Annotated in this window: 24 protein-coding genes; 8 read left to right on the plus strand and 16 right to left on the minus strand. The window is 41.0% G+C overall.

Going from position 1 to position 26,377, the window contains the following annotated elements; translation table 11 throughout:
- Nucleotides 1-2: 2 nt before the first annotated feature.
- From K0S23_RS17205 to K0S23_RS17230, 6 genes are all read right to left on the minus strand, one after another.
- On the minus strand, nt 3-1,250 hold the full coding sequence (locus tag K0S23_RS17205; RefSeq protein ID WP_300359967.1) for a PP2C family protein-serine/threonine phosphatase: 1,248 nt from the start codon (nt 1,248-1,250) through the stop codon (nt 3-5).
- A complete protein-coding gene (locus tag K0S23_RS17210) occupies nt 1,247-2,173 on the minus strand; it encodes an LpxD N-terminal domain-containing protein (protein WP_300359968.1) in 927 nt (308 codons plus the stop codon). The genes K0S23_RS17205 and K0S23_RS17210 overlap by 4 nt, the downstream gene beginning before the upstream one ends.
- A gap of 89 nt (nt 2,174-2,262) precedes the next feature.
- Nucleotides 2,263-2,883 carry a hypothetical protein gene (locus K0S23_RS17215; RefSeq protein ID WP_300359970.1) on the minus strand — a complete coding sequence of 207 codons (621 nt, stop codon included), beginning with the start codon at nt 2,881-2,883 and terminating at the stop codon, nt 2,263-2,265.
- A 37-nt stretch (nt 2,884-2,920) separates the two neighbouring features.
- A complete protein-coding gene (locus K0S23_RS17220) occupies nt 2,921-5,011 on the minus strand; it encodes a thiamine pyrophosphate-dependent enzyme (protein ID WP_300359972.1) in 2,091 nt (696 codons plus the stop codon).
- A gap of 111 nt (nt 5,012-5,122) precedes the next feature.
- Nucleotides 5,123-7,255: a DPP IV N-terminal domain-containing protein gene (locus K0S23_RS17225; RefSeq protein ID WP_300359974.1), complete on the minus strand. Its 2,133-nt coding sequence runs from the start codon at nt 7,253-7,255 to the stop codon at nt 5,123-5,125.
- A gap of 3 nt (nt 7,256-7,258) precedes the next feature.
- A complete protein-coding gene (locus tag K0S23_RS17230) occupies nt 7,259-7,933 on the minus strand; it encodes a DUF2461 domain-containing protein (protein ID WP_300359976.1) in 675 nt (224 codons plus the stop codon).
- A 140-nt stretch (nt 7,934-8,073) separates the two neighbouring features.
- On the opposite strand from K0S23_RS17230, the gene K0S23_RS17235 reads away from it, so the two are divergent.
- From K0S23_RS17235 to K0S23_RS17270, 8 genes are all read left to right on the plus strand, one after another.
- Entirely contained in the window at nt 8,074-8,550 is a 477-nt protein-coding gene (locus tag K0S23_RS17235; RefSeq protein ID WP_300359978.1) for a hypothetical protein, read from the plus strand.
- A 6-nt stretch (nt 8,551-8,556) separates the two neighbouring features.
- Nucleotides 8,557-8,964, plus strand: coding sequence for a hotdog fold thioesterase (locus K0S23_RS17240; RefSeq protein ID WP_300359980.1), 408 nt, complete (start codon nt 8,557-8,559; stop codon nt 8,962-8,964).
- Nucleotides 8,965-9,038: 74 nt separating this feature from the next.
- Nucleotides 9,039-9,485: a MarR family transcriptional regulator gene (locus K0S23_RS17245; protein WP_300359982.1), complete on the plus strand. Its 447-nt coding sequence runs from the start codon at nt 9,039-9,041 to the stop codon at nt 9,483-9,485.
- 99 nt (nt 9,486-9,584) lie between these two features.
- On the plus strand, nt 9,585-11,990 hold the full coding sequence (locus K0S23_RS17250; protein ID WP_300359983.1) for a 3-hydroxyacyl-CoA dehydrogenase/enoyl-CoA hydratase family protein: 2,406 nt from the start codon (nt 9,585-9,587) through the stop codon (nt 11,988-11,990).
- A 42-nt stretch (nt 11,991-12,032) separates the two neighbouring features.
- A complete protein-coding gene (locus K0S23_RS17255; protein ID WP_300359986.1) occupies nt 12,033-12,383 on the plus strand; it encodes a four helix bundle protein in 351 nt (116 codons plus the stop codon).
- Nucleotides 12,384-12,457: 74 nt separating this feature from the next.
- Nucleotides 12,458-13,636 (plus strand): acetyl-CoA C-acyltransferase, encoded by a 1,179-nt coding sequence (locus K0S23_RS17260; RefSeq protein WP_300359988.1) that lies wholly within the window; start codon nt 12,458-12,460, stop codon nt 13,634-13,636.
- Between the two features lie 109 nt (nt 13,637-13,745).
- Complete coding sequence (locus tag K0S23_RS17265) at nt 13,746-14,804, plus strand: AI-2E family transporter (RefSeq protein ID WP_300359990.1); 1,059 nt, start codon at nt 13,746-13,748, stop codon at nt 14,802-14,804.
- Entirely contained in the window at nt 14,804-15,997 is a 1,194-nt protein-coding gene (locus tag K0S23_RS17270; protein WP_300359992.1) for a WG repeat-containing protein, read from the plus strand. Before K0S23_RS17265 ends, K0S23_RS17270 begins: the two co-directional genes overlap by 1 nt.
- Before the next feature lie 100 nt (nt 15,998-16,097).
- Here K0S23_RS17270 and K0S23_RS17275 read toward each other — a convergent pair whose 3' ends face one another.
- The 10 genes from K0S23_RS17275 to K0S23_RS17320 form a co-directional block, all read right to left on the minus strand.
- A complete protein-coding gene (locus tag K0S23_RS17275; protein WP_300359994.1) occupies nt 16,098-17,663 on the minus strand; it encodes an OstA-like protein in 1,566 nt (521 codons plus the stop codon).
- Nucleotides 17,664-17,706: 43 nt separating this feature from the next.
- Nucleotides 17,707-18,978 (minus strand): adenylosuccinate synthase, encoded by a 1,272-nt coding sequence (locus K0S23_RS17280; protein ID WP_300359996.1) that lies wholly within the window; start codon nt 18,976-18,978, stop codon nt 17,707-17,709.
- Nucleotides 18,975-19,328: an STAS domain-containing protein gene (locus tag K0S23_RS17285; protein ID WP_300359998.1), complete on the minus strand. Its 354-nt coding sequence runs from the start codon at nt 19,326-19,328 to the stop codon at nt 18,975-18,977. Before K0S23_RS17285 ends, K0S23_RS17280 begins: the two co-directional genes overlap by 4 nt.
- Nucleotides 19,328-19,783, minus strand: coding sequence for a Fur family transcriptional regulator (locus K0S23_RS17290; RefSeq protein ID WP_300360000.1), 456 nt, complete (start codon nt 19,781-19,783; stop codon nt 19,328-19,330). The genes K0S23_RS17285 and K0S23_RS17290 overlap by 1 nt, the downstream gene beginning before the upstream one ends.
- Before the next feature lie 252 nt (nt 19,784-20,035).
- A complete protein-coding gene (locus K0S23_RS17295) occupies nt 20,036-22,246 on the minus strand; it encodes a bifunctional (p)ppGpp synthetase/guanosine-3',5'-bis(diphosphate) 3'-pyrophosphohydrolase (protein ID WP_300360002.1) in 2,211 nt (736 codons plus the stop codon).
- A gap of 154 nt (nt 22,247-22,400) precedes the next feature.
- Nucleotides 22,401-22,826, minus strand: a complete 426-nt coding sequence (locus K0S23_RS17300; RefSeq protein ID WP_300360004.1) for a hypothetical protein — start codon at nt 22,824-22,826, stop codon at nt 22,401-22,403.
- Nucleotides 22,827-22,990: 164 nt separating this feature from the next.
- On the minus strand, nt 22,991-23,419 hold the full coding sequence (locus tag K0S23_RS17305) for a hypothetical protein (protein WP_300360006.1): 429 nt from the start codon (nt 23,417-23,419) through the stop codon (nt 22,991-22,993).
- Between the two features lie 101 nt (nt 23,420-23,520).
- The gene (locus K0S23_RS17310; RefSeq protein ID WP_300360008.1) at nt 23,521-23,955 is read right to left on the minus strand and encodes a lipocalin family protein; all 435 of its coding nucleotides are present in this window, start codon (nt 23,953-23,955) and stop codon (nt 23,521-23,523) included.
- A 54-nt stretch (nt 23,956-24,009) separates the two neighbouring features.
- Complete coding sequence (gene fahA / locus K0S23_RS17315) at nt 24,010-25,290, minus strand: fumarylacetoacetase (RefSeq protein ID WP_300360009.1); 1,281 nt, start codon at nt 25,288-25,290, stop codon at nt 24,010-24,012.
- A 196-nt stretch (nt 25,291-25,486) separates the two neighbouring features.
- Nucleotides 25,487-26,263, minus strand: coding sequence for a dienelactone hydrolase family protein (locus K0S23_RS17320; RefSeq protein WP_300360010.1), 777 nt, complete (start codon nt 26,261-26,263; stop codon nt 25,487-25,489).
- Nucleotides 26,264-26,377: the final 114 nt, after the last annotated feature.

Genomic DNA, 26,377 nt, shown 5'->3' on the forward strand with positions numbered 1-26,377 from the left:
GACTAGAAGAAGCGGCATGAAAAGATCGCGGTATCATCCACCAGTTTACGGTTTCCGCGCCATTCATCTAATTTGGAAAAGACAATGTTATTCATATCTTCCATGCTCAATCGGTAAAAATTGTGGTAGATCTTAATCAGGCGTTCCAATTCAAAATGGCAGTTCCTTTCGTCCTCCAATTCCACCACTCCATCAGTATAAAGGATTAAGGTTGTGTTTGGTTTGAGCACTTCTTTTCCTAATTGGATAAATGGCATTTCATCAAACATTCCTAACCCGACACAACCTATATCCAGGAGTTTGTATTCTTTGCCATTCGTAATAATCGGTTGGTTATGCCCGGCATTTACGTAATTCAGTTCGCGCGTTTCCGCATCGTATACAGCAATGAAAAAGGTAATAAACTTCTCCCCCTTTGCACTGGTCATTACTTTCTTATTGAGTTCTTCAATCAGGAATTCCAGTGAAAAAGGACGAATCTGGTGCACCGTCGAATAAAACGTACGGATAGTGGCCTGGAAATTTGCCATGAGCATAGCAGCACTAATCCCTTTCCCACTGACGTCTGCAATACAAATCACATACTTGTTATCTCCAAGCGGGATGAAATCATAATAATCACCACCAACCTCGTGACGCGGAATATACTTTGCAGAAATATCCATTTGCCTGTTGGAAGGCAGATCAGACGGAAAGAGCAATTTCTGCATTTCGGAAGCCACCTCCAACTCCTTTTTCAAACGCTCTCTCTTCACCTCTTCCCTTGCCATCCGCTTGTTTTCAATGGCCATAACAACCATATTCGTAAGCGTCTGAACAAAGCGCATATCTGCCAGGGTTTCCGATTTTTTGATTCCCGAACCTTCAATTCCGGCGATCAATAAATAAGCTAAGGGCTTATCCTTGTGGAAAACCGGAACGATGATGTCAAATTCATCAATGATCGGGGAATAACTGGATTCAATAACCGTAATCTCACGGAAGCGGTATAATTCCTTTTCTACAGAAATATCTTTGACCTTGCTTTTCAGTCCGACCTTTAAAAGCGGGCTCCATTGATTTTCCTTATTAAAAAGGAGAAAATGGTCAAAGCCCAATTGTTCGCGCATGACAAACTCAAACAAACGCACAATCTGCTCGATACTTTGATTTGTTGCAATAGCCCGTGTAAGTTCCAAAAGAGAATTCAGGCGAAATTCACCTAACTCTACCTGTGACTCTAAATTTGCTATGCGGGCTTCTACCTTCATGATTTGTTTTTCGACTCCGAAAGATTTTTCAGTGCGATCAATTCACGCATTTTAGTTTTTGCTTCATCACACGGACTGCCAAAATAAACTTTACCGGCTTCGAGTGATTTCCCGATCCCGGATTGCGCCAGTACGACAACACCATCTCCGATAGTAATACCGGATGCACAGCCTACCTGGCCCCATAAAGTAACATTGTCACCGATTGTGCAACAACCGGCAATTCCAACCTGTGAAGCAAAAAGACAGTTCTTACCAATTACCGTATCATGACCGATCTGGACCAGATTATCAATTTTAGTTCCTTCACCGATTCGTGTTATTGCACTGACTCCGGCATCAATTGTAGATCCGGCACCAATCTCCGCATTCTTTTCTATGTAAACAAAACCACAGCTATGCATACGATCATAACCCTGAGGCTTCTTTTTATAATAAAATGCATAATGTCCGATAACCGCATTCGGACCGATGATCACATTCTCCTCAATGACTGTTCCATCGCCGATATATGCTCCGGGATGAATAGTGACGTTCTCACCGATTATCACGTCGTGACCGATAAAACAATTGGGGGAAAGATGCGCAGAATCAGCAATCTCACAATTTTCGCCTGTCATGGACATCTGAGGTCTGTACGGAGCAAACTTTTTAGTCAGTTTGTTATAATCATCAAAGGGTACGGGAGAAATAATCAGTGCCTTTCCTTCCGGAACTGTTACTTCTTTATCAATCAGGATAAAAGAAGCAGCTGAATTCACCGCTTTATCATAATATTTCGGGTGATCAACAAAGACCAGATCACCTGGTTCAACGCGATGAATCTCATTAATCCCGGTAACGATCAAATTTTCATCACCAATAACTTCTCTGCCCAAAAATTGCGCAATTGCGCCGATGGTATGTATGCTTCCGATTTTCATAGACTTACTCAATATAAAAGTAAGGCCTAATAAAGCTGTTTTCTTAAAAAATCCAATTACTTATAAAAGCAGAATTGTTTACAAGTTATTCACCTGTTAGCTCGCAATACAAGACGTATTATCAGCAATACAACCATCAAAACGATTACAATAATTGTTTTAGTATAATCTTTCTTTTGTTCAATTTTTTCTTTTTCGGCTTTTATCTCATTAAGGTAGTCAGTAACTTCCTTTTTTTGATCATCACTTAGCGGTAAGTTTTTCTGGATTGCAGCGATACGTTTACCCACAGTGGTTTTATCATCCAGGTGGTACCTTGAAAACAGTTTAAACTGCAAATCCGTTACCTCTTTATCATTTAAACCTGTAACTAAATTTGAAAATCCAGGATGCAGGAAGAGTGCATTTACTTCCGTATCATTTTTTAGTCCCTTGATATAAACCAGGAAATCCCGGCTGATTGCTTGTCTGATCTCTACCTGGTCCTTTTCAGGAAACAAAACAACATAAGAGTACAGGGCACTCACGCGGGCCAAATCCTGTTTTAAAAAGGCATCATTTAGAGCGGCTAGTAATTGTTTTGTATTTTCCGATGTAACAGAAGACCTGATCTCATCCGTTTCAGGTAAGTTCCGGATATTTCCGTCAAGTGAAATGGACATTGTAACTCCTGAAAAATCAGTCTTTACCAATTCCATTCTATCTAACATTGCTTTGATTTTAGGTGGGTGGTTTTGATTCATGCAATTAATAGTTTAAAAGTTTTTCAAGAGCTGTCTTCACTTTGTCTGCATTTGGCAACAACTCAGCCTCCAGGGTTGAATTCAAAGGAATAGCCGGGGTGTCAATTGCCCCTACCAATCCGATCGGAGCATCCAAGGATTCAAAACAATCCCGCTGGATTCTTCCTGCCAGTCCAAGAGTGAAAGATGCTTCAACAGATTCTTCCGTAACCAGCAGAACCTTTCCATGTTTTTCAACAGAAGCAGCAATTGCATCCATATCAAGCGGATTGATCGAACGTAAATCCAAAATCTCTACTTTTCCTTCGAATTGTTTTGAAGCTTCCAAAGTCCAGTAAACTCCGCGACCATAAGTAATCACTACACAAGACTCTCCATTTTCGATTGCAGAACCGGCAGCTTCCTGTACAATTCGGGCTTTACCGATCGGAATGATGTAATTTTCATCCGGTTCGATAGACATAGCACCCTCAGTTCCTGGAATTTTAGACCAATACAAACCTTTATGCTCCAAAATAACAACCGGATTCGGATCGTAATATGCGGCTTTCAACAAACCTTTCAAATCAGCTCCCGTTGACGGATAAACCACTTTTATTCCGCGAATATTCGCCAGAACCGATTCCACACTGGAAGAGTGGTAAGGTCCACCCGAACCGTAAGCCCCAATCGGAACCCGGATTACACAACTAACCGGCCATTTTCCGTTTGACAAATAATTCGAACGGGAAACTTCGGTAAATAACTGATTCAGTCCGGGCCAGATATAATCGGCGAACTGAACCTCAACAAAGGGTTTTAATCCTACAGCCGACATTCCGACAGTGGATCCGATAATAAATGCTTCCTGGATCGGAGTATTAAAGACACGGTCATCGCCGAAAGTTTGGGCAAGTGTTGCCGCCTCTCTAAAAACACCTCCTAATCGTCCGCCTACATCTTGCCCGTAAAGCAGGGCCTCCGGATGCTGAGACATGATTTCACGAACCGCAAACAAAGCACTGTCAACCATCACGGTTTTCTTCTTTCCTGCAGGTTCACGCTCACCTTTCTCTTCCGTAATCGGTGTAGGAGCAAAAATGAAGTCAGTAACGCTTGACGGAGACGGATCTTCTGCATTCAATGCTTTATCGTAATCTTCATCAACTAATTTCCGTACTTCCGCTTCAATATTAATGATATCCGCTTCACCTTCCAGTTCGCGAATAATTTCTTTCAATTTCGGGTAAGGATCGCGTGAAGCGGCCTCTTCCAGATCGTCCCGGTACCATTCTTTTCTTACCCCGGAAGTATGATGTCCCAAAAGCGGAACCTTCGCATGGATGATAAAGGGTCTTCTTTCTTTTCTGACAATTTCAAAAACCTCCTGAACAGTTTGAAAAGACAAATCAAAGTCGCTTCCATCAATGGTGCGCACTTCGATTCCTTTAAATCCTTGTGCATAATGTGTTATATCCTGTGCCCTGGTTTCGGCTGCATTTGCGGAAATATCCCATCCATTGTCCTGGACCAGGTAAACGATTGGAAACTGCTTCAGCGCCGCCATTTGAAAGGCTTCGGAAACCTCTCCCTCTGTGCAGGATGCATCTCCCAAAGAACAAACTACAACCGGATTTTCACCTTCGTAATCTTCGGCAAGACCTGTTTTTTCCTTGTACTGGATTCCCATTGCAATCCCGGTTGTGGGAATTGCCTGCATTCCGGTAGCTGAAGACTGGTGCGGAATTTTAGGCATATCATCCCGTTTAAGGGAAGGATGAGAATAATAAGTTCTACCACCCGAAAAAGGATCTTCTTTCTTGGCAAAAACCTGGAGCATCAATTCATAAGGAGTCATTCCGATTCCCAGGAGAATACTGTCGTCGCGGTAATATGGAGAAACCCAATCCTGAGGCTTTAACTGCAAACCTACAGCCAATTGAATTGCTTCATGCCCTCTCGAAGTAGCATGAACATATTTTGCCGTGACTTCCTTGTTCGCCTCGTATTTCTCAGCCAATGTTTTTGCTGTAGCCATCAAACGAAAAGCTTTCAGTAGAACATCTTTATTTGTCTTAATAGTAGATTTCATGGTCTTCGAAAGAGTATCTGCCATTTTGGGGTATATTTTGTAACAAAGATAAGATTCAAAAAGGAAATGAACCGAATAACAAAAGAATAATCGGTATTTCGAGCAAAAAAAAGGAGCTTTTAAAGCTCCTCTTATCTAGTTATTGTTTTCAATAATATAATCAAGTACTTTTTGGATCAAATGAACCCGGTCCCTTCCAATCACGTTATGTTTATGCATCGGGTAATGGAAAAAGTCGATCTGGATTCCCAGATCAATGAACTTTTTCACCAAAGCATCATTGTGTTGCGGCACAACCACATCGTCTACCGTTCCATGAATGAGCAGCAAGTCACCTTTCAATTTGTTTGCATGTGTAAACAGAGATGCTTCCTCATATCCTTTCGCATTTTCCTCCGGGCGATCCATATAACGTTCACCGTACATTACTTCATAATATTTCCAGTCGGTAACCGGTCCGCCGGCAACACCAACCTTGAATGTTTCGGATTGCTTCAACATTAATGAGGTAGTCATGAAGCCACCAAAAGACCAGCCATGTACCGCAAAACGGGAAGTATCCACGTAAGGCAGCGATCTCAGATAATCAATTCCTTTCATCTGATCTTTTATTTCAACAACACCCAGTTGCCTGTGGATCTGATTTTCAAATGCAAAACCACGTTCCCCGGAACCTCTGTTATCTAAAGTGAAGACCAAATAACCTTGCTCAGCCATCCAATACATCCATAAATTAGCACCATCCAACCAGGAATTGGTAATCATTTGTGCATGTGGTCCGCCATAAACGTAAACCATTACCGGGTATTTTTTATTCGGGTCAAAATTACTCGGCTTAATCAGACGGGTGTACAAAACCGACCCGTCTTCTGCTTTTATCTGTCCGATATCAGCTGTCCCAAGCTGAATCTCAGCCAGTTTATTTTTAGCTGAGGCAATTGTCTTTACGATCTTCCCGTTAATTGTTTTCAATTCTACTTTACCAGGAACCGAATGAGAAGAATATTGATCAATCAGGTAAGTGCTCGCTTCATTAAGTACAATACCATGAGTTCCCTCTTCCAATGTCAGGCAACGCTGTTTCCCATTCAAATCAACAGCATAATACAAGGTATTCAAAGGACTTGTTCCTGTTGCTGCGAAGACGATTTCTTTTCCTTTATTGATGGATTGTAAAATTTCTTTCGCAACAAACTTGTTCGCGGTCAATTGTTTGATCAGTTTACCCTCAATCGAATAATAGTACAAGTTATTAAAACCATCTTTCTCGGAAATCCAAATGAAATTATTGGAATTTGCCATCGGGAAGAATGCAGTATGTTCAGGTTCTACCCATTTTTCATTTTGTTCTTCCAGAATAGTTCTTACAAATGCACCCGTTTTCGCATCGTACTGATTCAACCACATATGGTTTTGTTCGCGATTCACCTCCGCAAGGAGAATAAAATTCTCGTCCGGTGTCCAACACAAATTTGTCAGGTAATTATCCGCGGCACCTTTAGGAGAAATATAGACCGTCTTACCAGCTGAAACAGAATAGATTCCCACTTTAGATTTTTCAGATCCCTGTCCTGCCATCGGATACTTTATATTCATCAATTCTGCCGGAACTTTTGTGACATCAACCAAAGGGTATTCCTTTACATTCGTTTCATCCTTTTGGTAAAAAGCTAAATACTGCCCTTTCCCGGACCAAAAAATTCCGTCTACAATTCCGAATTCACTCCGGGCAATTGTCTGACCCGAAACGATATTTTTGTCCGTATTGGAAGTCACTGCAATCTTTTCCCCTTTCGAGTTGACGATCCACAGATTGTTATCTACCGTATAAGCCACGCTTCCGCTTGTCATTTCATATTCGGCACCAGCTCCTCCTTCAACAACCGATACCAGTTTAGCACCGGTTTTAGTTTTCAGGTTATACGAATAATAGTTATTCCCGTCCGTTAATAACAACTCATCCGTATTTCTAAATGAAAATCCGTAGAAACTATATAATTGAGCACCTAATGCAGCGTTTGCCGCCTGAATAGTCAAAATTTGTTCAGGTTCCGTTTTCTTAACAGAAGCCTGATACATGGTTTGGTAATTATTGCTCACATACACATAGGAATCAGTTCCCGGAATCCAGGTAATTGAATTACATTGCTCATCTCTGAAGGCCCTGTTTTGCTGCAGTACTGCGTCCGAAAGTGATAATTGCTTCTTTTGCGCAATAACGTTGCATCCCAGGAATACAAAAAGAATTAGTCCAAAATATTTATTCATAAATTATGATCTTTGAATGAATTTATTAAAAAATGTTTCAAGTGGAAGACCTACCTGAAAGCAATGATCCAATGTTTCCAGAAGATTGTCTTTCAAAATTAAGTCTGCATCAAATTTGGTAAAGAAATACCATTGTTTATTTAAGATATAAGGTTGTTTTTCTGCTTCCTCTTTGAATTCTTTCGGTGCAATTTTATTTCTTTCGCCCCGGATCTCTCCAAAGACCTCTACAAATTGCTTATCGGCCATTAACGCATTGAACTCTTTCAAATTATGAGCTATTCCCTCGCGCACCAAAAACAGATCATCTTTTTCAATTTCATAAATCCCTCCATAAACCCGGACCTCTTCCGGTCCGAATTCAAAGTAAATTCCATGAATGCTTTTGGATTTTTTGCCATTTGGCGCCACAACAGCCGAACACATCAGTTTGTAAGGTGTTTTGTCTTTAGAAAAGCGAATATCCCTGTTAATTCTGAAAATACATTCCGATGCCGTGAGATCTTTAAATTCAGGATGAGATTTTGCCAGATGATTGATAAATACCTGAACAAACTCAGCAAAAGGTTTCTTCACCGAATTTTCATAACGCTTCCTGTTTAAGTCGAACCAGTCCTTATTGTTATTCGCAGCTAATTCAATAAAGAAATCGAGATAATCTTTTGTAAAATATGCCATGCTTCAAAGATAGTATTTATCCAATTCCTACACTTGTTGATTTTTACAGATTTTCAATCCCGTAATTTTAGCCAAATGAAAAGACAAATAGGAACCATTTCTCTAAAGAATACAGTACATTTGTCCTAAAATAAATTTACATGGCACAAGTCTCCATAGGACATATTGAAGCAGCTATCCAAAAAGTTGATAGTCTGGATGATAACGCGTTAGACAGATTATCCGAAGCGCAAACAACAGCACAACCTGTGCTCTTGGGATACATCATGTCTGCGGCTCAGGAATATCAAAATGAAGGATTAGAAAGTTTACTGATCTATTATTTCACTGTTGTTTTGGAAGCGTACTCCGAGGCAGGATTACATCCCAAAAGCGTAACTGATGAGTTAATTGACAGTTTTGAAGAACCTTACTTTCAATTGCTGGATGAGTATTTTGAAAATGAAGACGAGAGTATTTTGGAAGAATTTTCAGACCAACCGGATCTGGTAAAATTTATGGCCATGGAAATCGGAATGGAAGATGCGGAAGGAGTTACTTTGGACGATGAAACTGCAACCCAGTTGTTCATTGTTATTTTAGCTATGATCTCATTACTTTCAAGATCGCTGGATTAATTAAAAATGAAAGAACCTCAGGATATTGTCAATGAAATGATGAGTAAGGATGCCTTTTCCCAATGGTTAGGCATCCGAATCCTTGAAGTTGCACCCGGATATTGCAAATTATCCATGATTGTTCGTCCTGAAATGGTAAACGGACATCAAACCGGACATGGAGGAATTTCCTATTCCATTTCTGATTCTGCTTTGGCTTTCGCCGCAAACAGCCGCGGACAAAAAGCAGTCAGTATTGAAACCTCCATCGCTCATATTTCACCTGTATCCGTGAATGACGAGCTGCTCGTTATTTGCAAAGAAATCAACTGCGGAAAAACAATTGGACGCTATGAATCAATTGTTTATAACCAAAATCAAAAAATTATTGCTAGATTTAACGGAACGGTTTTCCGCCACCCTGATCTCTGGTAATCCTCCCCGAAAAAAATCTGCACTTTACTATGCATACATAATATTATTTTGTATATTCGTGACAAGTTCACAGTATGCAAAATAAGCCCCAATACCTCATCGACTTAGATGTTCGATTAACGTGGCACAAGATGTCGCGCATGTATAACCAGCGTGCAAACAGCTATGGAATTAGCATGTCCGTTGGTTTTATCCTCCTTCATATCGACCGGGAAGGAACTCCGAGTACTCAATTAGGCCCGCGAATGGGAATGGAACCGACCAGTCTTTCAAGAACATTGAAAACAATGGAAGAAAAAGGATTCATTCGTCGCGAAGAAGATAAACTGGACAAAAGAATTGTCCGCATTTTTCTTACCGAGGAAGGATTGAAAGCCCGCTACATTGCCCGAGATGTTGTTTTTGAATTCAATAACAAGGTAATCGAACGAATTCCCAAAGAACACATTGATATTTTCGAATCCGTAGTTAATCAAATCCAGGAAATCCTGGATGAAGAAAACTCGGGTCCGTCGGAATAAGAGTCCGCCGCGGCGGACGATGAAAGACAAACGCCAGTACAATCATAAATAATACTGCGTAAAATCAACAGAGAATAGAATAGATTAAAAATATAAATTATGAACAGACACATTAAAAAAGTGGCCATTTTAGGATCGGGAGTTATGGGATCCAGAATTGCCTGTCACTTTGCCAATGTCGGATGTGAAGTTCTGCTTCTTGACATCCTTCCGAAAGAACCCAATGATGCTGAAAAAGCAAAAGGACTCACGATTGAAAGTAAACCCGTGAGAAACCGCATAGTGAACGAAGCGCTTCAGTTCGCTTTAACGTCCAACCCTTCTCCTATTTACCTGAAGTCATTTGCTTCCCGCATTCAAACCGGGAATTTTGAAGATGACATGCCAAAAATTGCGGAGGTAGACTGGATCATTGAAGTGGTAATTGAGCGCCTGGATATCAAACAACAGGTATTTACCAACGTGGAAAAATTCCGGAAACCCGGAACACTTATTTCTACGAACACATCCGGAATCCCGATTCATCTGATGCTGGACGGAAGATCTGACGACTTTAAAAAACATTTTGCAGGAACTCACTTCTTTAATCCGCCAAGATATTTGCCTTTACTGGAAGTGATCCCAACAAAAGATACTGCGCCTGAAATCATTGATTTCTATATGACGTTCGGATCCAAAATTCTTGGAAAGAAAACGGTTTTATGTAAAGACACTCCTGCTTTTATAGCAAACAGGGTTGGTGTTTACAGCATCATGGCTTTGTTCCATGCAGTCGAGGAAATGGATCTGAGCATTGAAGAAGTCGACAAATTAACCGGTCCTGTTTTGGGAAGACCTAAATCGGCCACTTTCCGCACCTGTGATGTGGTAGGTCTGGACACACTGGTTCACGTAGCGAATGGTTTGAAAGAAAATTGCCCGGATGACGAGGAAAGAGCATTGTTCGAAGTTCCTTCTTTCGTGAAGAAAATGGTCGAGAATAACTGGCTTGGAAGTAAGACAAAACAAGGATTCTTTAAGAAAACGGTGGATGCGGAAGGCAAAAAAGTTTTTCTCGCTTTGAATTTAAAGACCATGGAATACGAACCGAGCAAAAAGGTTTCTTTCCCTACTCTTGAAATGACAAAGGCGATTGATGATTTGGAACAACGCACCAAAATGTTATTCGCCGGAATGGATAAAGCAGGAGAATTTTACCGCAAAACATTCGGTGGACTATTTGCTTACGTTACGAACAGAATTCCGGAAATCTCAGAAGATCTTTATAAAATCGATGATGCTATCAAGGCCGGATTCGGATGGGAACTGGGTCCTTTTGAAACCTGGGATATTTTAGGTTTCAAACAAGGAAAAGAATTAGCGGAAAAAGCAGGAAAAAAATTACCGGCATGGGTTGGTGAAATGGAAGCTGCCGGGTTTACCAGTTTCTATAAAACGGAAAATGGAAAACGTTTATATTATAATCAGAACAGCAAATCTTACGAAATCATTCCGGGAACAGAAGAATTGGTTTCTCTTCAAGCCTTAAGAGTATCCAATAAAGTTTGGGGGAATTCAGATGCAACCTTAGTTGATCTTGGAGATGGAATCCTGAACCTTGAATTCCATACAAAAATGAACACTATTGGCGGGGGTGTGATTGAAGGAATCAACAAATCCATTGAACTTGCAGAGAAAGAATACAAAGGATTGGTGATATCCAATACCGGCGGGAACTTTTCTGCGGGAGCAAATGTCGGTATGATCTTCATGATGGCAGTCGAACAGGATTACGACGAATTGAATTTTGCTGTAAAAGCCTTCCAGGACACAATGATGCGCGTCCGATATTCAAATATCCCTGTAATTGTGGCTCCACACAACATGGCTTTAGGCGGTGGATGTGAATTGTCCATGCATTCGGATAAGGTTGTGGCTCATGCGGAGCTTTACATGGGCTTGGTTGAATTTGGTGTAGGCCTGATTCCGGGTGGCGGAGGTTCCAAAGAATTCGCAAAGCGATTTTCAGAAGAACTGAAAGACGGCGATATCAAGATCAACAGATTGCGTGAGCGTTTCCTTTCAATCGGGCAAGCAAAAGTTTCGACTTCTGCCTACGAAGCATTTGATCTGGGCTATTTACGACCGGGAACGGATGAAGTAGTTGTTTCCCGCGAATATCAACTGACTAGAGCAAAAGCTGCAGCATTGGAACTGGCAAACAAAGGATATATCGCTCCGAAAAGAGAAAAGAACATCACTGTCCTCGGGCAGGAAGGACTCGGGATCATTTATGTCGGGGCAAACTCTATGAAATCCGGGCACTACATGTCGGAACACGACCAGGTAATTTCAGAAAAACTGGGTTGGGTCATGTGCGGCGGCGACTTAAGCGAGAACACGGTTGTTTCGGAACAATACTTATTGGATCTGGAACGAAAAGCATTCGTGGAATTATGTCAGCAGCGTAAAACCCTGGAACGATTGGAGAGTTTGGTGAAATCGGGGAAGATTTTGAGGAACTAGAAAGACAATAGACCTAAGACAGTAGACTAAAGACTAAAAAGTATGTTGAAGCATAATTTTAGAAAACTAGAAATTTGGATTCAAGCAATGAACATCGTAAAGGAGATTTATGAGATTATTGCTCAGTTTCCAGTTGATGAGCGTTTCGGATTAAAATCTCAAATGTCACGTTGCGCTGTTTCTGTTCCATCAAATATTGCAGAAGGCAGCAGTCGTAGTTCAATCAAAGAATTTTCATATTTTTTGGATATTGCCTTAGGTTCCAGTTTCGAATTGGAAACACAATTGATTCTTGCTCAAGAGTTATTTAATCTTGAAACCAATTTGACTATTGAAAAATGTCAGAATTTACAACGGATGATAATCGGATTCAAACAAAAAATCAATAATTAAAGATCACGAGACTAAGATAAAAGAAGCTTATCAAAGTCTTTTGTCTTAAGTCTTAAGTCTCAAAATCCTAAAAAATGAGTAAAGCATATATCGTAGCGGGATTCCGCTCAGCAGTAGGAAAAGCAGGAAAAGGAGGATTTCGGTTCTTCCGTCCTGATGATTTGGCGGCTCGTGTGATTGAGCACCTGGTAGCCAGTGTTCCGCAAGTAGAAAAAACACGTATCGACGATGTAATTGTCGGGAATGCGACTCCTGAAGCGGAGCAAGGATTAAATGTTGGCCGCCTGATTTCCCTGATGGGATTGAAAACGGACAAGGTTCCGGGGATGACAGTCAACCGTTATTGTTCGTCGGGGCTGGAAACCATTGCACTGGCACAGGCAAAAATAGAAGCCGGAATGGCTGATTGCATCATTGCAGGCGGAGTGGAATCCATGTCGGTCATGGCGATGGGAGGCTGGAGAATTGTTCCGAATCCGAAAGTGGGAAAAGAAAACCCGACCTGGTACTGGGGAATGGGATTAACTGCCGAAGCCGTTGCAACGCAATTCAAAGTAAGCAGAGAAGATCAGGACATCTTCTCCCTCAAATCACACGAAAAGGCCTTAAAAGCGATCGCTGAAGGAAAATTCAAGGAAGATATCGTTCCCATTGAAGTGGAAAACATCTTCCTGGATGAAAACGAGAAAAGACAAGTCAAAAAATATATTGTGGATACAGACGAAGGACCGAGAGCTTCCACGATTGAAGGATTGGCCAAATTACGTCCGGTATTTGACGCAATGGGAAGTGTAACTGCAGGGAATTCTTCTCAAACATCAGACGGAGCTGCTTTCGTAATGGTGATGTCAGAAAAAATGGTGAAAGAATTAAATATCGAACCGATTGCCCGTTTGGTAAGTTATGCCGTTGTTGGTGTAGAACCGCGAATCATGGGAATCGGTCCGGTAGACGCTATTCCGAAAGCATTGAAACAAGCTGGAATGAGTTTGAACGACATCAACTTATTTGAGCTGAATGAAGCATTTGCATCACAATCGTTAGCTGTCATTCGCGAAGTTGGTTTAAACCCGGATATCGTAAATGTAAATGGCGGAGCAATCGCCTTGGGTCACCCACTTGGTTGTACCGGAGCAAAACTCACTGTTCAGATGATCAATGAATTGCGCAGACGAAATCAAAAATACGGAGTCGTTACCATGTGCGTGGGGACGGGACAAGGTGCGGCCGGTGTGATAGAGTTGTTGAAATAATATTGGCTTAGAATTATTGAAACGCCGTTTGTCCGCAGACGGCGTTTTTCCTGTTATAATTCTCTAAAAACAAAATCGGAAGGAGCTTTTTCTTAATTTCGAAGAATATATGGAAAACAGCTCTAAGAAAATAGCGAAAGTTCAAATGACAAGTCACGCCTTGATCATTTTTTCCATTGTTGTAATCATTCTCTATTTGGGACGAAGTTTGATCATTCCGCTCATTTTCGGAATCATTTTGTGGTTGTTGATGCGCAAGATACGTTCGCTCTTTTACATCATCCGATTAAAAGATAAGTGGTTTCCGAAATGGCTGAAAACACTTCTGAGTTCTGCAATCTTATTCTCCCTGGTTTGGGTTATCGGTTTTATTTTCGAACGGAATATCCAGGAGCTGATCAAATACTACGATGTTTACGATGCTCATTTCACTTCAATCTTAAAGGAATTTGACAGTCTTTCTTCCTATAAAACAGAAGACATTATAAAGAGCTTCAGCTCCAACGACCTGATCAATAAATACATCACTTCAGTCATCACTTCCCTGCAAACTATTATTTCAAATGTCATCATTGTTTTGATCTATATGCTTTTCATTATCCTGGAAGAATCTTCTTTCAAGGACAAGGTAAAAGCCATGTTCCCTCAACAGGATGCATATGATGAACGAATTTTAGTTATCCGGAGAATTGAAAAGGCGATCACGAATTATTTAGGAATCAAATCCCTTATAGCATTGATCTCTTCTACGATTGCATATTCGATTTTTACACTTATTGGCCTTCACGCCCCGTTCTTCTGGGCCTTGCTGATTTTCATGTTTAGCTTCATTCCTTTTTTCGGGGTATTGATCAGCTCATTCCTCCCGTCCATATTTGCCATTATTCAATTCGGTGGATACAGCGAATCACTTATTATTCTATTCAGTGTCGGTTCGATACAATTTATTGCCGGAAACATCATCGAACCAAAGGTTATGGGAAATACCATGAACGTTAGCCCGATCGTAGTTATCCTTTCATTAGGTTTCTGGGGCTTTATCTGGGGTTTGCCCGGAATGTTCCTGAGCGTTCCTATCACGGTGATCATGGTGATTATTTTCTCTAAGTTCAGATCTACGCGTGGAATAGCCATCATTCTTTCCGAAAAAGGAGAAATCGACCACTGATGAGAGTATTTTTAATCACATATTTTTCTTTAATCTCCCTGCTTTCATTCTCTCAGTTCGAAGATGAGAACGAGAACATACCGGTGTTTGGCGGATCGAATGTCATTGCAAAAAATGCCGCCGGGCAGGTTGGAATCAAATCCAGGGACGGGAAAGAAATCGTGCCCTTTGTTTATAACAAGATCATAGAAAATCATTTGGGATTATTTGTTTTTAAAATCAACAAATCCAATGGATACGAACGTTCCTACTCATTGGGTTATTACAACAAACAATTCAAGCAAATCCTTCCCTGCCGGTATAACAGTTTACTGGCTTTAGACGACGGCTTTATTATTGCATCCCAAAATACAGACAAGAAATTCGGGCTGATCGATACTATCGGCAGGATTATCATCCCGTTCGAATATGAAGAAATGGCTGCCCCGAGTGAAGGCTTGTTCCTAACCAAATTAAACGGGAAATACGGATATATCAATAAGAAAGACCATGTTGTTATTGAACATAAATTCACTTATGCAAGTCCATTCTCAGAAGGATTGGCTGCAGCAAGCAAGTCTAATTTAATTGGTTTCATTAATCGGAAAGGCGATTTTGAGATCAAAGAAAAATTCACTTCAGCCGATGATTTTGAATACGGATATGCCCAGGTCTTTTTTCATAATCAAACGAGTGTGATCGACCCGAAGGGAATGATCCTGTTTCCATTTATCTTTAAAAGTATTCATTCGGTTGGAAACGGTCAATTTGTTTTCGAAACGAGTGAAGATCTTCGCAACACCCTGGCCTATACCCTCCCCAAACTGGCAATTGCTCAGAAAATAGAGGAGCTTTCCCAATATGACTCCTTAATTACGAGCATGGATTCGGAAATCGATTCTGAGATCCTGGAAGAAAAGTTTATGGGAGTTATGAATTCAATTGGCCAGCTTATCGGCGGAAACGAATTTCAGCAGGTCGTGTTCATTCACTCTGACGGACCCAATCAGTTGTATGCCGTTCAGAAGCGATCCGATAATGAAAATGCAAACAGCAATTACAATTTTGCACTAATGGATGGTTCAGGGAAGATCCTGAGCGACTATCGCTTTTTTGAAGTGAAAGCAGATGAGAAAATCGTGGTAGAAGAAACCGGGGATGATTTTGTAAGTTACCGGGTTGATCCAACAGGGAAGTTGACGAAAGTGGAATAAATCAAAACGATCAGTCATCTCCCTCAGTGTTTATAATATTTGCATGTTCGCGATATCAGGAACCAGCCTTTATTTACGAGGGGTTCAAACGTTTTTCGTTCTATTTATTCCTTCCGGATGTCTCCTTTTTTTCGCCCACAGTTTCCTTTGGAAGTTTCCTGGGTTCAAGCAATTCCTGCCAGGTTTTAGGCCGCAGCATCGGATTCCATTTGAATTCCTTCAAAAACTGCTCTTCCGGATTGATTTGATCTATCGGATAGAATTTCCCGTCGGGTTGGTTGATATAAGAGATTCCTGTTACTTCCCCGCTGTCCATGTAAACCTTCAGATCAGATGAAAAAATCCGGTTCAAACCAAGGCGCTTAATCACAATCGCCGAATCCGTCTTTTCTTCTTCTTCCGGATAAAAGATAGTTTTTGCCTGACCGTACACATCCGAACGGGTCAATTCGTTGTTCCTGAAAAAAGACCAAATCTCCTTACCCGAAAGTTGATTGTAATACTTTCCCGAATCCAGTTCATTGGCTGCAAAGGCATGAGGAAACAAATGTGCCCGGTCGATCAAGGTATCATTCTTGATAAAAACCCGAATAGTATCGCCAGTCAATTCCGAGTTATAACTCCAGAAATGAGCATTCCCCCACAAATCCATTATTCCTTCTGTCTTTTTGTAATCCAGCGAATCCGAAACTCCCTGTATTTTATTTTGAAAGATGCGCACGTCCTGTCCTCCGGTAATTCGTAAAGTTTTCTCTAAAGTATCCCGTAAATGCACCAAGGTATCGGCTCTCAGGAAAAGTGTATCCTTCGATTTCATAATCCGAATCAAAGGATAATCAGTCAGGACATCTTTCAGGGTTTTTCCGTCAGAAGTAAAATACCCGGCATTGAATTGCACTTTCTGAGCGGTATCCAGCATTTGGACATTTCCTCTTCCCTCAGCAAACTTTCGTTTGGGCGCATAAAACAAGCTATCTCCGGTAATGACTCTCGGTGCCTGCTCTATTTTGGCGTTCCTGGTCAGCAAACCTTCTTCTGTCTGCACATGATACCAACCTCTATCGCAATAAAATTTGGAATCCTTTGTGGTTCCGACGGTTGGCCCGTAAAAGAACACTTTATGAACCAGGTAATTGTAATGCATCGTATCGGTAGTGAGTTTCAGATCATCGCTTTTATAAACGACGTTTCCTTTGAAGAAACTCTCTTCTGTATTCGGATAGAAATAACCGTATTGACTGGTTAAAACCTCATTGGTCGTAATATTTTCAATCCGTCCTTTATTCCGGTAAATCGCTTTGGAACTTTTCGCGTCGTAATCCAGCGAATCGGTAGTTAATTTGTACTCCCTATCACGAATCCGGACGTGTCCCCAAAGCTTTGCCAAACGAGTTCTTCCATTATAGTACATCGAGTCGCAAAACAAGTTCAGTGTATCTGCTTTATTGATCTGTACTTTTCCGTAGGCCCAAACTTCTCCCGTTCGTTCTTTGTAATGAGCAGAGTCACAAAACATGACATTTCCCTGGTACTTAAAATTCAGGAAACCGGTCAGGCGTTGCTTTCCGCTTTTTTCATCATAAGAAAGTTTTTTCGCCCCGGGTAACAGTTCCAGCCAGGATCCCTGGCCATAGGAAAATTGCGCATACACAAAAATTGCGCTCAATAAAAGCGCAATTCGATAAGTATATGTATTGAATGACTTCAATTTATCTGGTTGCCAAAGTTTGTTTGCGATCCGGTCCTACCGAAACTGTTTTTACGGGTACTTGCAAATGTTGTTCCAAATAAGTCACATAATCTTTTAAAGCTTGCGGAGCATCGGCATAAGAAGACAATTCAGTCAGATCTTTATTCCATCCCGGGATGTCTTCGTAAACCGGTTCAATAGTCACTCCGTCAATGTCGTAAGGCATATAATCCTGCTCTATTCCGTCTACTTTGTACTTTGTACATGCACGAATCGTATCAAATCTGTCCAATACATCGGCTTTCATCATTGCCAGTTCGGTTACTCCATTGATCATGATAGCGTATTTCATAGCCGGAAGATCAATCCATCCACAACGACGCGGTCTGCCGGTTGTAGAACCGAATTCCCGGCCTTCCTGGCGGATCTTTTCACCTACCTCATCCTCCAACTCTGTTGGGAAAGGTCCGGAACCGACACGTGTGCAATATGCTTTGAAAATTCCGATCACATCGCCGATCTTTGAAGGTGCAATTCCAAGTCCGGTACAAGTTCCTGCCGTAACCGTATTGGAAGAAGTAACAAAAGGATACGTTCCGAAATCAATGTCCAGCATAGTTCCCTGAGCACCTTCAGCCAGGATCTTTTTCCCGGAATTCATTGCATCATTCAAATAATGTTCGCTGTCAACAGCCGTTAAGCCCTTCAGGATCTCAATACCTTCCATCCACGGACCTTCCAGCTCTGCCAAATCGTATTCAAAACCTTCATAATGCTTCAGCATGTTCAGGTGTTTTTCTACCAAAGCATTGTATTTATCTTTAAAAGAAGGCAGGAAAATATCTCCTACACGCAATCCGTTTCTACCGGTTTTATCCATGTACGTCGGTCCGATTCCTTTCAAGGTACTTCCGATCTTATTTTTTCCTTTGGACGCTTCTGATGCGGCATCCAGCAATTTATGTGTCGGCAGGATCAAATGTGCTTTCTTCGAAACGATCAAACGCTTCTTCACATCGATATTGAAAGGCGCCAATTTCTCCAATTCCTTTTGAAAAACTACCGGATCGATTACCACACCGTTTCCAATCAAATTGATCACATTGCTATGAAAAATCCCTGAAGGAATCGTATGTAACACGTGCTTTACACCTTCAAATTCCAGGGTATGACCTGCATTTGGCCCTCCCTGAAAACGAGCAATAATATCGTATTGCGGAGTAAGAACATCTACAATTTTTCCTTTCCCCTCATCTCCCCATTGTAATCCTAAAAGAACATCTACTTTCATTTGACTGTATTAAATTTTGCCTCAACCTCATCCGTAGAATTGAAGCAGCTAAAAATTTCGTTTAACTTGGATATTTCGAATAGTTTTTTGACTGTCGGCTGTAAATTCACCAGCACACAATCCAATCCTGTTTTTCGTGATCTTGTAAGAATCCGTACAAAGAAATTCAAGCCCGTACTATTGCAGTATTCCAATTTGGAACAATCGCAAAGAACCGCTTTCAGATCCTGTGAAACCGCTTTCTCAATTTGACTCAATGCATCTGTTAATCCTTCGTCAGAGATAATTCTTCCGGAAATTTTGACCAATACAAAATTCGACGACTTCGTTATTTCAAACTGAGCGCTCATTATTGATTTTGTTCATTCTCTTCGTTTCTAACCCCGTAGAAATAAAGTGAATGGTGCTGGATTTTAACTCCGAAGATTTCTTCGATGGTTGCTTTGATACTTTGAACTCTCGGATCACAAAATTCAATCACTTCACCTGTATCCGTAATGATAACATGATCGTGTTGTTTGGATCCGTGAGATTTTTCAAACTGTGCCAGGTTTTTGCCGAACTGATGTTTCCGCACCAGGTTGCACGCCAACAGTAGCTCAATGGTATTATACAAAGTAGCTCTGGAAACACGGTAATTTTGATTCTTCATCTTGATGTACAAAGACTCGATATCAAAATGCCCCTGATAATTATAGATTTCAGCCAAAATAGCAAAGCGCTCGGGTGTTTTCCGGTGCCCATTCTGCTCCAAATACGCTGAAAAAATGTTCCTGACTGTTAACTGCAGATCTTGTTGTTGCATCTGACAAAGTTGAAAGGGCAAAAGTAGTTATTTTTTTCTTTTGAAGCACGATTGAATTGGCGGTAAATGAGAAGTTTTCAACGAAACACATGGCTTTTGAACAGGATTGATAAAATCCATCTTTTACCCATCAGATTTACCTGTCAAAAATAAGGCTAAACCCCTTATAAACAAAGGGCTGTTCGCAATATCGCGAATTCAGAACTTAATCGTAGTTTTCTGATCAAAATATCTGCTCAATCCCAGAACGGATCAATCCTCTTTCGTATCATAACGCTCCACCCGTTTCACCCCCTCGACCTGCTCGAATTTGCGCATCAGGATATCCAAATGCTCGGTATCGTAAACCAATACATGGATCCGTCCTTCAAACAAACCATCATTGGCTTCAAAAGAAATTGATTTCATATTCACATTCAATTCTTTCGAAATGACTTCAGTGATTTTATTTACGATCCCCACATCATCAATACCAATCAGGCGGATAGCAGCGACACGTGCCACCAGGTCCTGACTCCTCCAGCGCGCCTTGATGCAGCGATAAGCCATTTTCGATTGTAAGTGCTCTGCATTCGGACAGTTGTTGCGGTGAATCTTGATCCCTTCCGAAATAGTGATAAACCCAAAAACAGGATCGCCCGGGATCGGATTACAGCAACGAGCCATTTGGTATTGGATATTTTTGAAGTCTTCTCCGATAATAATGGTGTCGTCCTTTTTATTGATCTTAGGATACACATCCAGTTCGTGCTTGTCTTTATTTACAGCCGGTTTCTTTTCCAGCTGGATCAATCCGTTGACATTCTCCAATTCTCGCAACCTGGACAGATCCACTTTACCTTTTGCAATCCGGATATAGAGATCCGTTGCCGAAGAGAATCCGTAAAAACGTTCCAGAACCGTAATGTTTTCAGATTTAAAACGAATGTGCAGTTGTTTGAATTTACGCTCCAGGATCTCTCTTCCGTCGGCGGCAATTTCCTTGCGCTCTTCGTTGAGAGCAGATTTAATTTTCTGACGGGCTCGTGCTGTTCCTGCCAATCTCAGCCAATCTTCAGAAGGCTTTTGTTTGGAAGAAGTGATGATTTCCAGCTGATCACCGTTTTGCAACTGGTAACTCAAAGGAACCAGGCGGTTATTCACTTTTGCCCCAATGCATTTATTCCCGATATCGCTATGAATATCGTAAGCGAAATCGAGAATTGTTGCGCCAACCGGAAGCACACGCAAATCTCCTTTCGGTGTAAACACATAGATCTCTTCGTGGAACAGGTTCATTTTAAACTCTTCCACAAAATCCATTGCATTCACATCCGGATTTTCCAATAAGTCGCGGATCTCTGAAATCCAGCGATCGAATTTGCTATCATCCTTCTGATTTTCTTTATATCGGTAATGAGCTGCCAATCCCTTTTCGGCTATTTCATCCATTCGCTTTGTGCGGATCTGCACTTCCACCCATTTTCCCTGCGGCGACATAACCGTTGTATGCAAGGACTCGTAACCGTTTGCGCGTGGCGTCGAAATCCAGTCTCTCAAACGGTCCGGGCTGGGCTGATAAAAATCCGTTACGATGGAATAAACCCTCCAGCAATCGGCTTTTTCCATTTCAATAGGCGTATCCAGGATAATCCGGACAGCAAACAAATCGAACACCTCTTCAAAAGGCAGATCCTTGCTTTGCATTTTTCTCCAAATGGAAGAAATGGATTTGGTACGGGCTTTAATATCGAAATTATATCCTTCTTTGCTTAAAGCTTCACGGATCGGGTTCACAAACCGTCGAATGAAGCGGTTCCGCACATCTTCCGTTGATTTCAGCTTAAGTTGAATATCCCGGTAGATCTCGGTTTCCGTATATTTCATTGCCAGATCTTCCAACTCCGTTTTAATGGAGTAAAGACCCAAACGATGAGCCAGAGGAGCATATAGAAATTTGGTTTCCGAAGCGATCTTGATCTGCTGTTCCGAACTCATACTCTCGAGCGTACGCATATTATGCAAACGGTCGGCCAGCTTGATCAAAACTACGCGCAGATCATCTGAAATAGTCAGGATCATTTTACGGAAGTTTTCCGCCTGAACAGAAGTGTTTTGATCGAAAACGTCCGGGATTTTTGTCAACCCGTCGATAATCCGCCGTGCTTTTTCACCGAACAAATCTTCCACATCCTGCAGCGTGATATGCGTATCCTCTACCGTATCATGTAAAAGAGCACAGGCAATTGAAGTTGCTCCCAGTCCCATTTCTTCGACACAAATGCGTGCCACCGCGATAGGATGATAAATATACGGCTCGCCGGATTTCCTGCGCATGTCTTTATGCGCCTCGACTGCAACGTCAAAAGCTTTTCGAATATAGGCAGTATCCTGACGGGTTCTGTTCTTTGTCGCTCTTAAAAGTCCTTTAAAAGCGCCTAATATTTCCAATCGTTCTTTTTCTAAATCTATCTGAGCTTCCATATCCCTGAGGAATCAATCTTTTAAGATACAAAAATAACAGGAAATAGCCTGTCTTTTCGGGCGCTTTTAGTAAGTGTTAACATTCAAAAGTGAACTAACAAAAAAAGCCGTTCCTTTTGGGAACAGCTTTATGAATGATTGGAATTTCAAATTCCTAGTTATCCTTTTCAAATGTTAAAACATATACTTCTCTTTCCACACCAACGGTTTCGGTATATTCCAATTTCATTTCTTTTCTTGATTCTTCCAGAATTTTGAACTTAAGTCCGTAAGAATTCTGAAACAGGGTAATATCCTCGTCTGAATTCTCCCAGGTTCCTGCATCGATTTCCGTTGTACCGTCGGCAATAAATGTCCAAACGTATGTTCCGTCTTTATCGAATTCAATGTAACCTGCATCGACATGATTGATAGAAGATTCTAAAACTCCGTCGTTATAATACTTATAATCGTATACAGTATTGTTCCACTTCCCGCTTCTTGAATGCAAATGTCTTTCGATTCTTTTTTCTTTCGAACAACTGGAAAACCCAAGGGCAAAAACGGATAATACAAGCAGTAATTTGGTGACGTTCTTCATAAAATTGATTTAAAACTTTCGGTAAATCTATCATTTAAAAATCAATTCAAAATACTTTGTAACGAACTATTTTTTTGGGGGCAGGTTTATTTCTTCAAAAGTAAAAAAACAAAAAAAGCTATTCCTTGTGAGAACAGCTTCTTCCGGTAAGTATCTGATTGCTATTAATCCTTTTTCAGGGTCAAGGTATATACTTCTTTTTCAATTCCGTCCGAGTCGGTATATTCCAACTTCATTTCTTTTTTGGATTCTTCCAGGATTTTAAATTTCAGTGCGAAAGAATTTTGAACCAACGTCAATTCATCTGCCGTATTTTCCCATGTTCCTGCTGAAACATCCGTATCGCCGTCCATGATAGTTGTCCAAACATACGTTCCGTTCTTTTCAAATACAAAGTTACCTGCCGCTGAATAAGTAAACGACTCGTTAGGATAGAATGTATTGTTGTAATAATACTTGTAGTCATAAGTATCTACATTCCATTTACCTTCTTTTCTCACCAGGTGTCTTTCGATTCTCTTTTCTTTGGAACAGCCTGTAAATCCAAGTGCAAAAAGGGACAAAACCAGTAGTAATTTGGCCGTGTTTTTCATAAAATTGATTTAAACTTTCCGGCAAATTTATCACTAAGAATGATTTCAAAAATGCTTAGAACTAACTATATCTGCCGAAACTCATCAATTTTCAGCGCAGGTCACTCATCCCTTTTAAGGCGGTAGATGTATACTTCTTTTTCTGCAGTGTCGTTGTAATAATCCGTTTGTTCCAGGTCCATCTTATCTTTCTTCGGACCTTCCAGGATTTTCAGAACGCTGGTAGTACCATCCACCGTCAGGGTAATATCATCTTTCGAATTTGTCCATGTTCCGCCGGAAGTTACAGGTGAACCGCTCAGAGTGATCGTCATGACAAAAGAGCCTTTCTTGTTGAATTCTATTGTACCTGCATTCGGATAGTTAGCGGATCCCTGGAGGGAATTATTGACATAATACTTGTAATCCACAGAAGTAATCTTCCATGTACCGTCTTTCTTCACAAGCTGTCTTTCAATTCTTTTTTCTTTGGAACACGAAGCCAGGCCAATAAACAATACTGCAAAAACAAATAGAAATTTGGTCAAATTTTTCATTGAATGTATGATTTAATTTAAGTACAAAACTAAATCATAATTCAGCCTAAAAAATCAACCTTTCGGTGGATATATCTTCCCGGAAACTTCTCCGAAACCAATGCGAACGCCATCTTTCGAAGAGAATCCGCGCATGATTACAGTGTCCCCATCCTGGATAAACTTACGCTCGGATCCATCATTCAATTTCAAGGGCTTTGTTCCTTTCCAGGCAAGTTCAAGCATTGAACCGTAAGAATCAGGAGTAGGACCAGAAATGGTTCCGGAACCCAGCATATCACCACAGCGGATATTACACCCGTTTACAGTATGATGCGCCAACTGCTGTGCCATATTCCAGTACATGTATTTGAAGTTCGAAGTACAGATCTTTGTTTCCGTTCCATTCTCCGGCTCAATAAATACTTCCAATTGAATATCGTAAGATAACTGTCCCTCGTACTTTAAATAGGAAAGAACTTCGGGATTTTGTTCCGGTCCGTCTATTTTAAATGGCTGAAGCGCATCTAAAGTAACGATCCACGGTGAAATGGACGAAGCAAAGTTCTTCGCCAGGAATGGTCCGAGTGGAACGTATTCCCAGGTTTGAATATCTCTTGCCGACCAGTCATTGAGCAAAACCATTCCAAAAATAAAGTCTTCTGCTTCCGCAGTGGAAATAGAGTCTCCCAAAGGTTTTCCTTCAAAAGTGATAAAAGCAGTTTCCAATTCGAAATCCAGGTTTCTGCAAGGTGCAAAGATCGGCGGTTCTTCCGGGTTCGGTTTGATCTGTCCTTTCGGTCTGATAACCGGTTCACCGGAAATAATGATCGAACTGGACCTTCCATGATATCCGACAGGAAGCCACAACCAGTTCGGCAATAAAGCATTTGCAGGATCGCGGAACATCATCCCGACATTCGTTGCATGCTCCCTGCTTGAGTAGAAATCCGTGTAATCTCCGATCTTAACCGGCATACACATTTTCACATTCTCAACCGGGATCAAAACCTGGGCAACATGTTGTTCGTTTTTCTGTAAATCAGCCTGATTGCTGTCAAATAATTTAGACAAGCGGTTTCTTAAATCACGAACTGCCTTCTTTCCTTTTCGCATCATCGGGTTCAATGAATCCGTATCGAAATCTGCTAGTTCAAAAGGCAGGTTTTCCAAATACCCCAACACATGAAGTGTTTTCAAATCAATCACTTTATTTCCGATTCGTGAAGCCACATGCGGCGTTAAGTTTTCACTTCGCACAACACCAAAAGGCAGATTTTGAATAGGGAAATCCGAATTGGCAGGAACTTCAATCCACGATTTTAAAGCAGGATTATTTGCAGGGATCTGTGACATTATTTTCGTTTTTAATATGAGCAAAGATAAAGGTTAATTTGGATATTAGGACTTCAGGATGTTAGGATATTAAGACTCAAATTTCAGCTAAAGCAGAAGTATTGAGTCCTAATAATATCTTAAGCCAGAATACAAACACATTAGGATTGACACTCAGATTCAAGTCCAATGTCTTGATGTCCTAACATCTTAAAATCTACTTAACCCTGGTCTTCAGGAACTTATTAAAATCCATCCAACTTTGCTGATCCGCTGCGGCATTGTATGAGATCGGCATGGAAAACTTCTTCCCGACTTCCGTTGAATGCGGATTGGTAAAAGCGTGGGTTGCATCCGCATAATTAATGAATTTCAGATCGGCCCCGGCTTCTGTCATTTGTTTTTTGAATTCGCTAATCTCCGCTTCGGAAACAAAGGAATCAGCAGCGCCATTACAAACCAAAACAGCTGCTTTCAATTGATCTTTATCCACAGGAATTCCAGCCAAACTGCCGTGAAAACTAACTACCGCGTCAACCGGAGCTCCTTTTTTGGCTGCATTCAAAACAACAGCCCCACCAAAGCAATAACCGATTGCAGCTATTTTAGAGGAATCAACCCCCTTAATCTTCAGGGCCTGATTGTAACCGGCCATGAATCGTCCATAAGAAAATTCAGAATCCTTATAAAAAGGTGTCGCCAAAGCCTGTGCATCTTTTGGATTTGCTGCGATCTTCCCGGTTCCGTACATATCAATACAAAAGCCGATATTTCCTTCCTGCGCAATTTGCAAGGCCCGCGACTTCGGATAGTCATTCAGTCCCCACCATTCGTGAACGATCAGAACGGTTTTGGTTTTCTTCGTTATTTTGACCGGTTTGGCATAGAATGCCGTGAAGGATTGTCCGCTAATCGAATACTTTACCGAGTCTAAAACTTGTGAAAAACCTGTGCCGGCAACAAGAAGCAATGCTAAAAGAGAGAGTTGTTTCATGATCTGATTTTGAAAATTTGTATTCTAAAGATAGTTTCTAAATTGAAAATCAGATTAATTATGAATTTTGGAATTATCAAGAGGATTCTAGGTGAAAAACTCTTGATAGCTGAT

Source organism: Fluviicola sp. (genome assembly GCF_029266855.1).
Classification (GTDB): domain Bacteria; phylum Bacteroidota; class Bacteroidia; order Flavobacteriales_D; family Crocinitomicaceae; genus Fluviicola.

Bases quoted from the DNA above. Each gene is read 5' to 3' on its own strand.
- K0S23_RS17205 (WP_300359967.1), bottom strand. From the start codon at position 1,250: ATGAAGGTAGAAGCCCGCATAGCAAATTTAGAGTCACAGGTAGAGTTA.
- K0S23_RS17210 (WP_300359968.1), bottom strand. From the start codon at position 2,173: ATGAAAATCGGAAGCATACATACCATCGGCGCAATTGCGCAATTTTTG.
- K0S23_RS17215 (WP_300359970.1), bottom strand. From the start codon at position 2,883: ATGTTAGATAGAATGGAATTGGTAAAGACTGATTTTTCAGGAGTTACA.
- K0S23_RS17220 (WP_300359972.1), bottom strand. From the start codon at position 5,011: ATGGCAGATACTCTTTCGAAGACCATGAAATCTACTATTAAGACAAAT.
- K0S23_RS17225 (WP_300359974.1), bottom strand. From the start codon at position 7,255: ATGAATAAATATTTTGGACTAATTCTTTTTGTATTCCTGGGATGCAAC.
- K0S23_RS17230 (WP_300359976.1), bottom strand. From the start codon at position 7,933: ATGGCATATTTTACAAAAGATTATCTCGATTTCTTTATTGAATTAGCT.
- K0S23_RS17235 (WP_300359978.1), top strand. From the start codon at position 8,074: ATGGCACAAGTCTCCATAGGACATATTGAAGCAGCTATCCAAAAAGTT.
- K0S23_RS17240 (WP_300359980.1), top strand. From the start codon at position 8,557: ATGAAAGAACCTCAGGATATTGTCAATGAAATGATGAGTAAGGATGCC.
- K0S23_RS17245 (WP_300359982.1), top strand. From the start codon at position 9,039: ATGCAAAATAAGCCCCAATACCTCATCGACTTAGATGTTCGATTAACG.
- K0S23_RS17250 (WP_300359983.1), top strand. From the start codon at position 9,585: ATGAACAGACACATTAAAAAAGTGGCCATTTTAGGATCGGGAGTTATG.
- K0S23_RS17255 (WP_300359986.1), top strand. From the start codon at position 12,033: ATGTTGAAGCATAATTTTAGAAAACTAGAAATTTGGATTCAAGCAATG.
- K0S23_RS17260 (WP_300359988.1), top strand. From the start codon at position 12,458: ATGAGTAAAGCATATATCGTAGCGGGATTCCGCTCAGCAGTAGGAAAA.
- K0S23_RS17265 (WP_300359990.1), top strand. From the start codon at position 13,746: ATGGAAAACAGCTCTAAGAAAATAGCGAAAGTTCAAATGACAAGTCAC.
- K0S23_RS17270 (WP_300359992.1), top strand. From the start codon at position 14,804: ATGAGAGTATTTTTAATCACATATTTTTCTTTAATCTCCCTGCTTTCA.
- K0S23_RS17280 (WP_300359996.1), bottom strand. From the start codon at position 18,978: ATGAAAGTAGATGTTCTTTTAGGATTACAATGGGGAGATGAGGGGAAA.
- K0S23_RS17285 (WP_300359998.1), bottom strand. From the start codon at position 19,328: ATGAGCGCTCAGTTTGAAATAACGAAGTCGTCGAATTTTGTATTGGTC.
- K0S23_RS17290 (WP_300360000.1), bottom strand. From the start codon at position 19,783: ATGCAACAACAAGATCTGCAGTTAACAGTCAGGAACATTTTTTCAGCG.
- K0S23_RS17295 (WP_300360002.1), bottom strand. From the start codon at position 22,246: ATGGAAGCTCAGATAGATTTAGAAAAAGAACGATTGGAAATATTAGGC.
- K0S23_RS17300 (WP_300360004.1), bottom strand. From the start codon at position 22,826: ATGAAGAACGTCACCAAATTACTGCTTGTATTATCCGTTTTTGCCCTT.
- K0S23_RS17305 (WP_300360006.1), bottom strand. From the start codon at position 23,419: ATGAAAAACACGGCCAAATTACTACTGGTTTTGTCCCTTTTTGCACTT.
- K0S23_RS17310 (WP_300360008.1), bottom strand. From the start codon at position 23,955: ATGAAAAATTTGACCAAATTTCTATTTGTTTTTGCAGTATTGTTTATT.
- fahA (WP_300360009.1), bottom strand. From the start codon at position 25,290: ATGTCACAGATCCCTGCAAATAATCCTGCTTTAAAATCGTGGATTGAA.
- K0S23_RS17320 (WP_300360010.1), bottom strand. From the start codon at position 26,263: ATGAAACAACTCTCTCTTTTAGCATTGCTTCTTGTTGCCGGCACAGGT.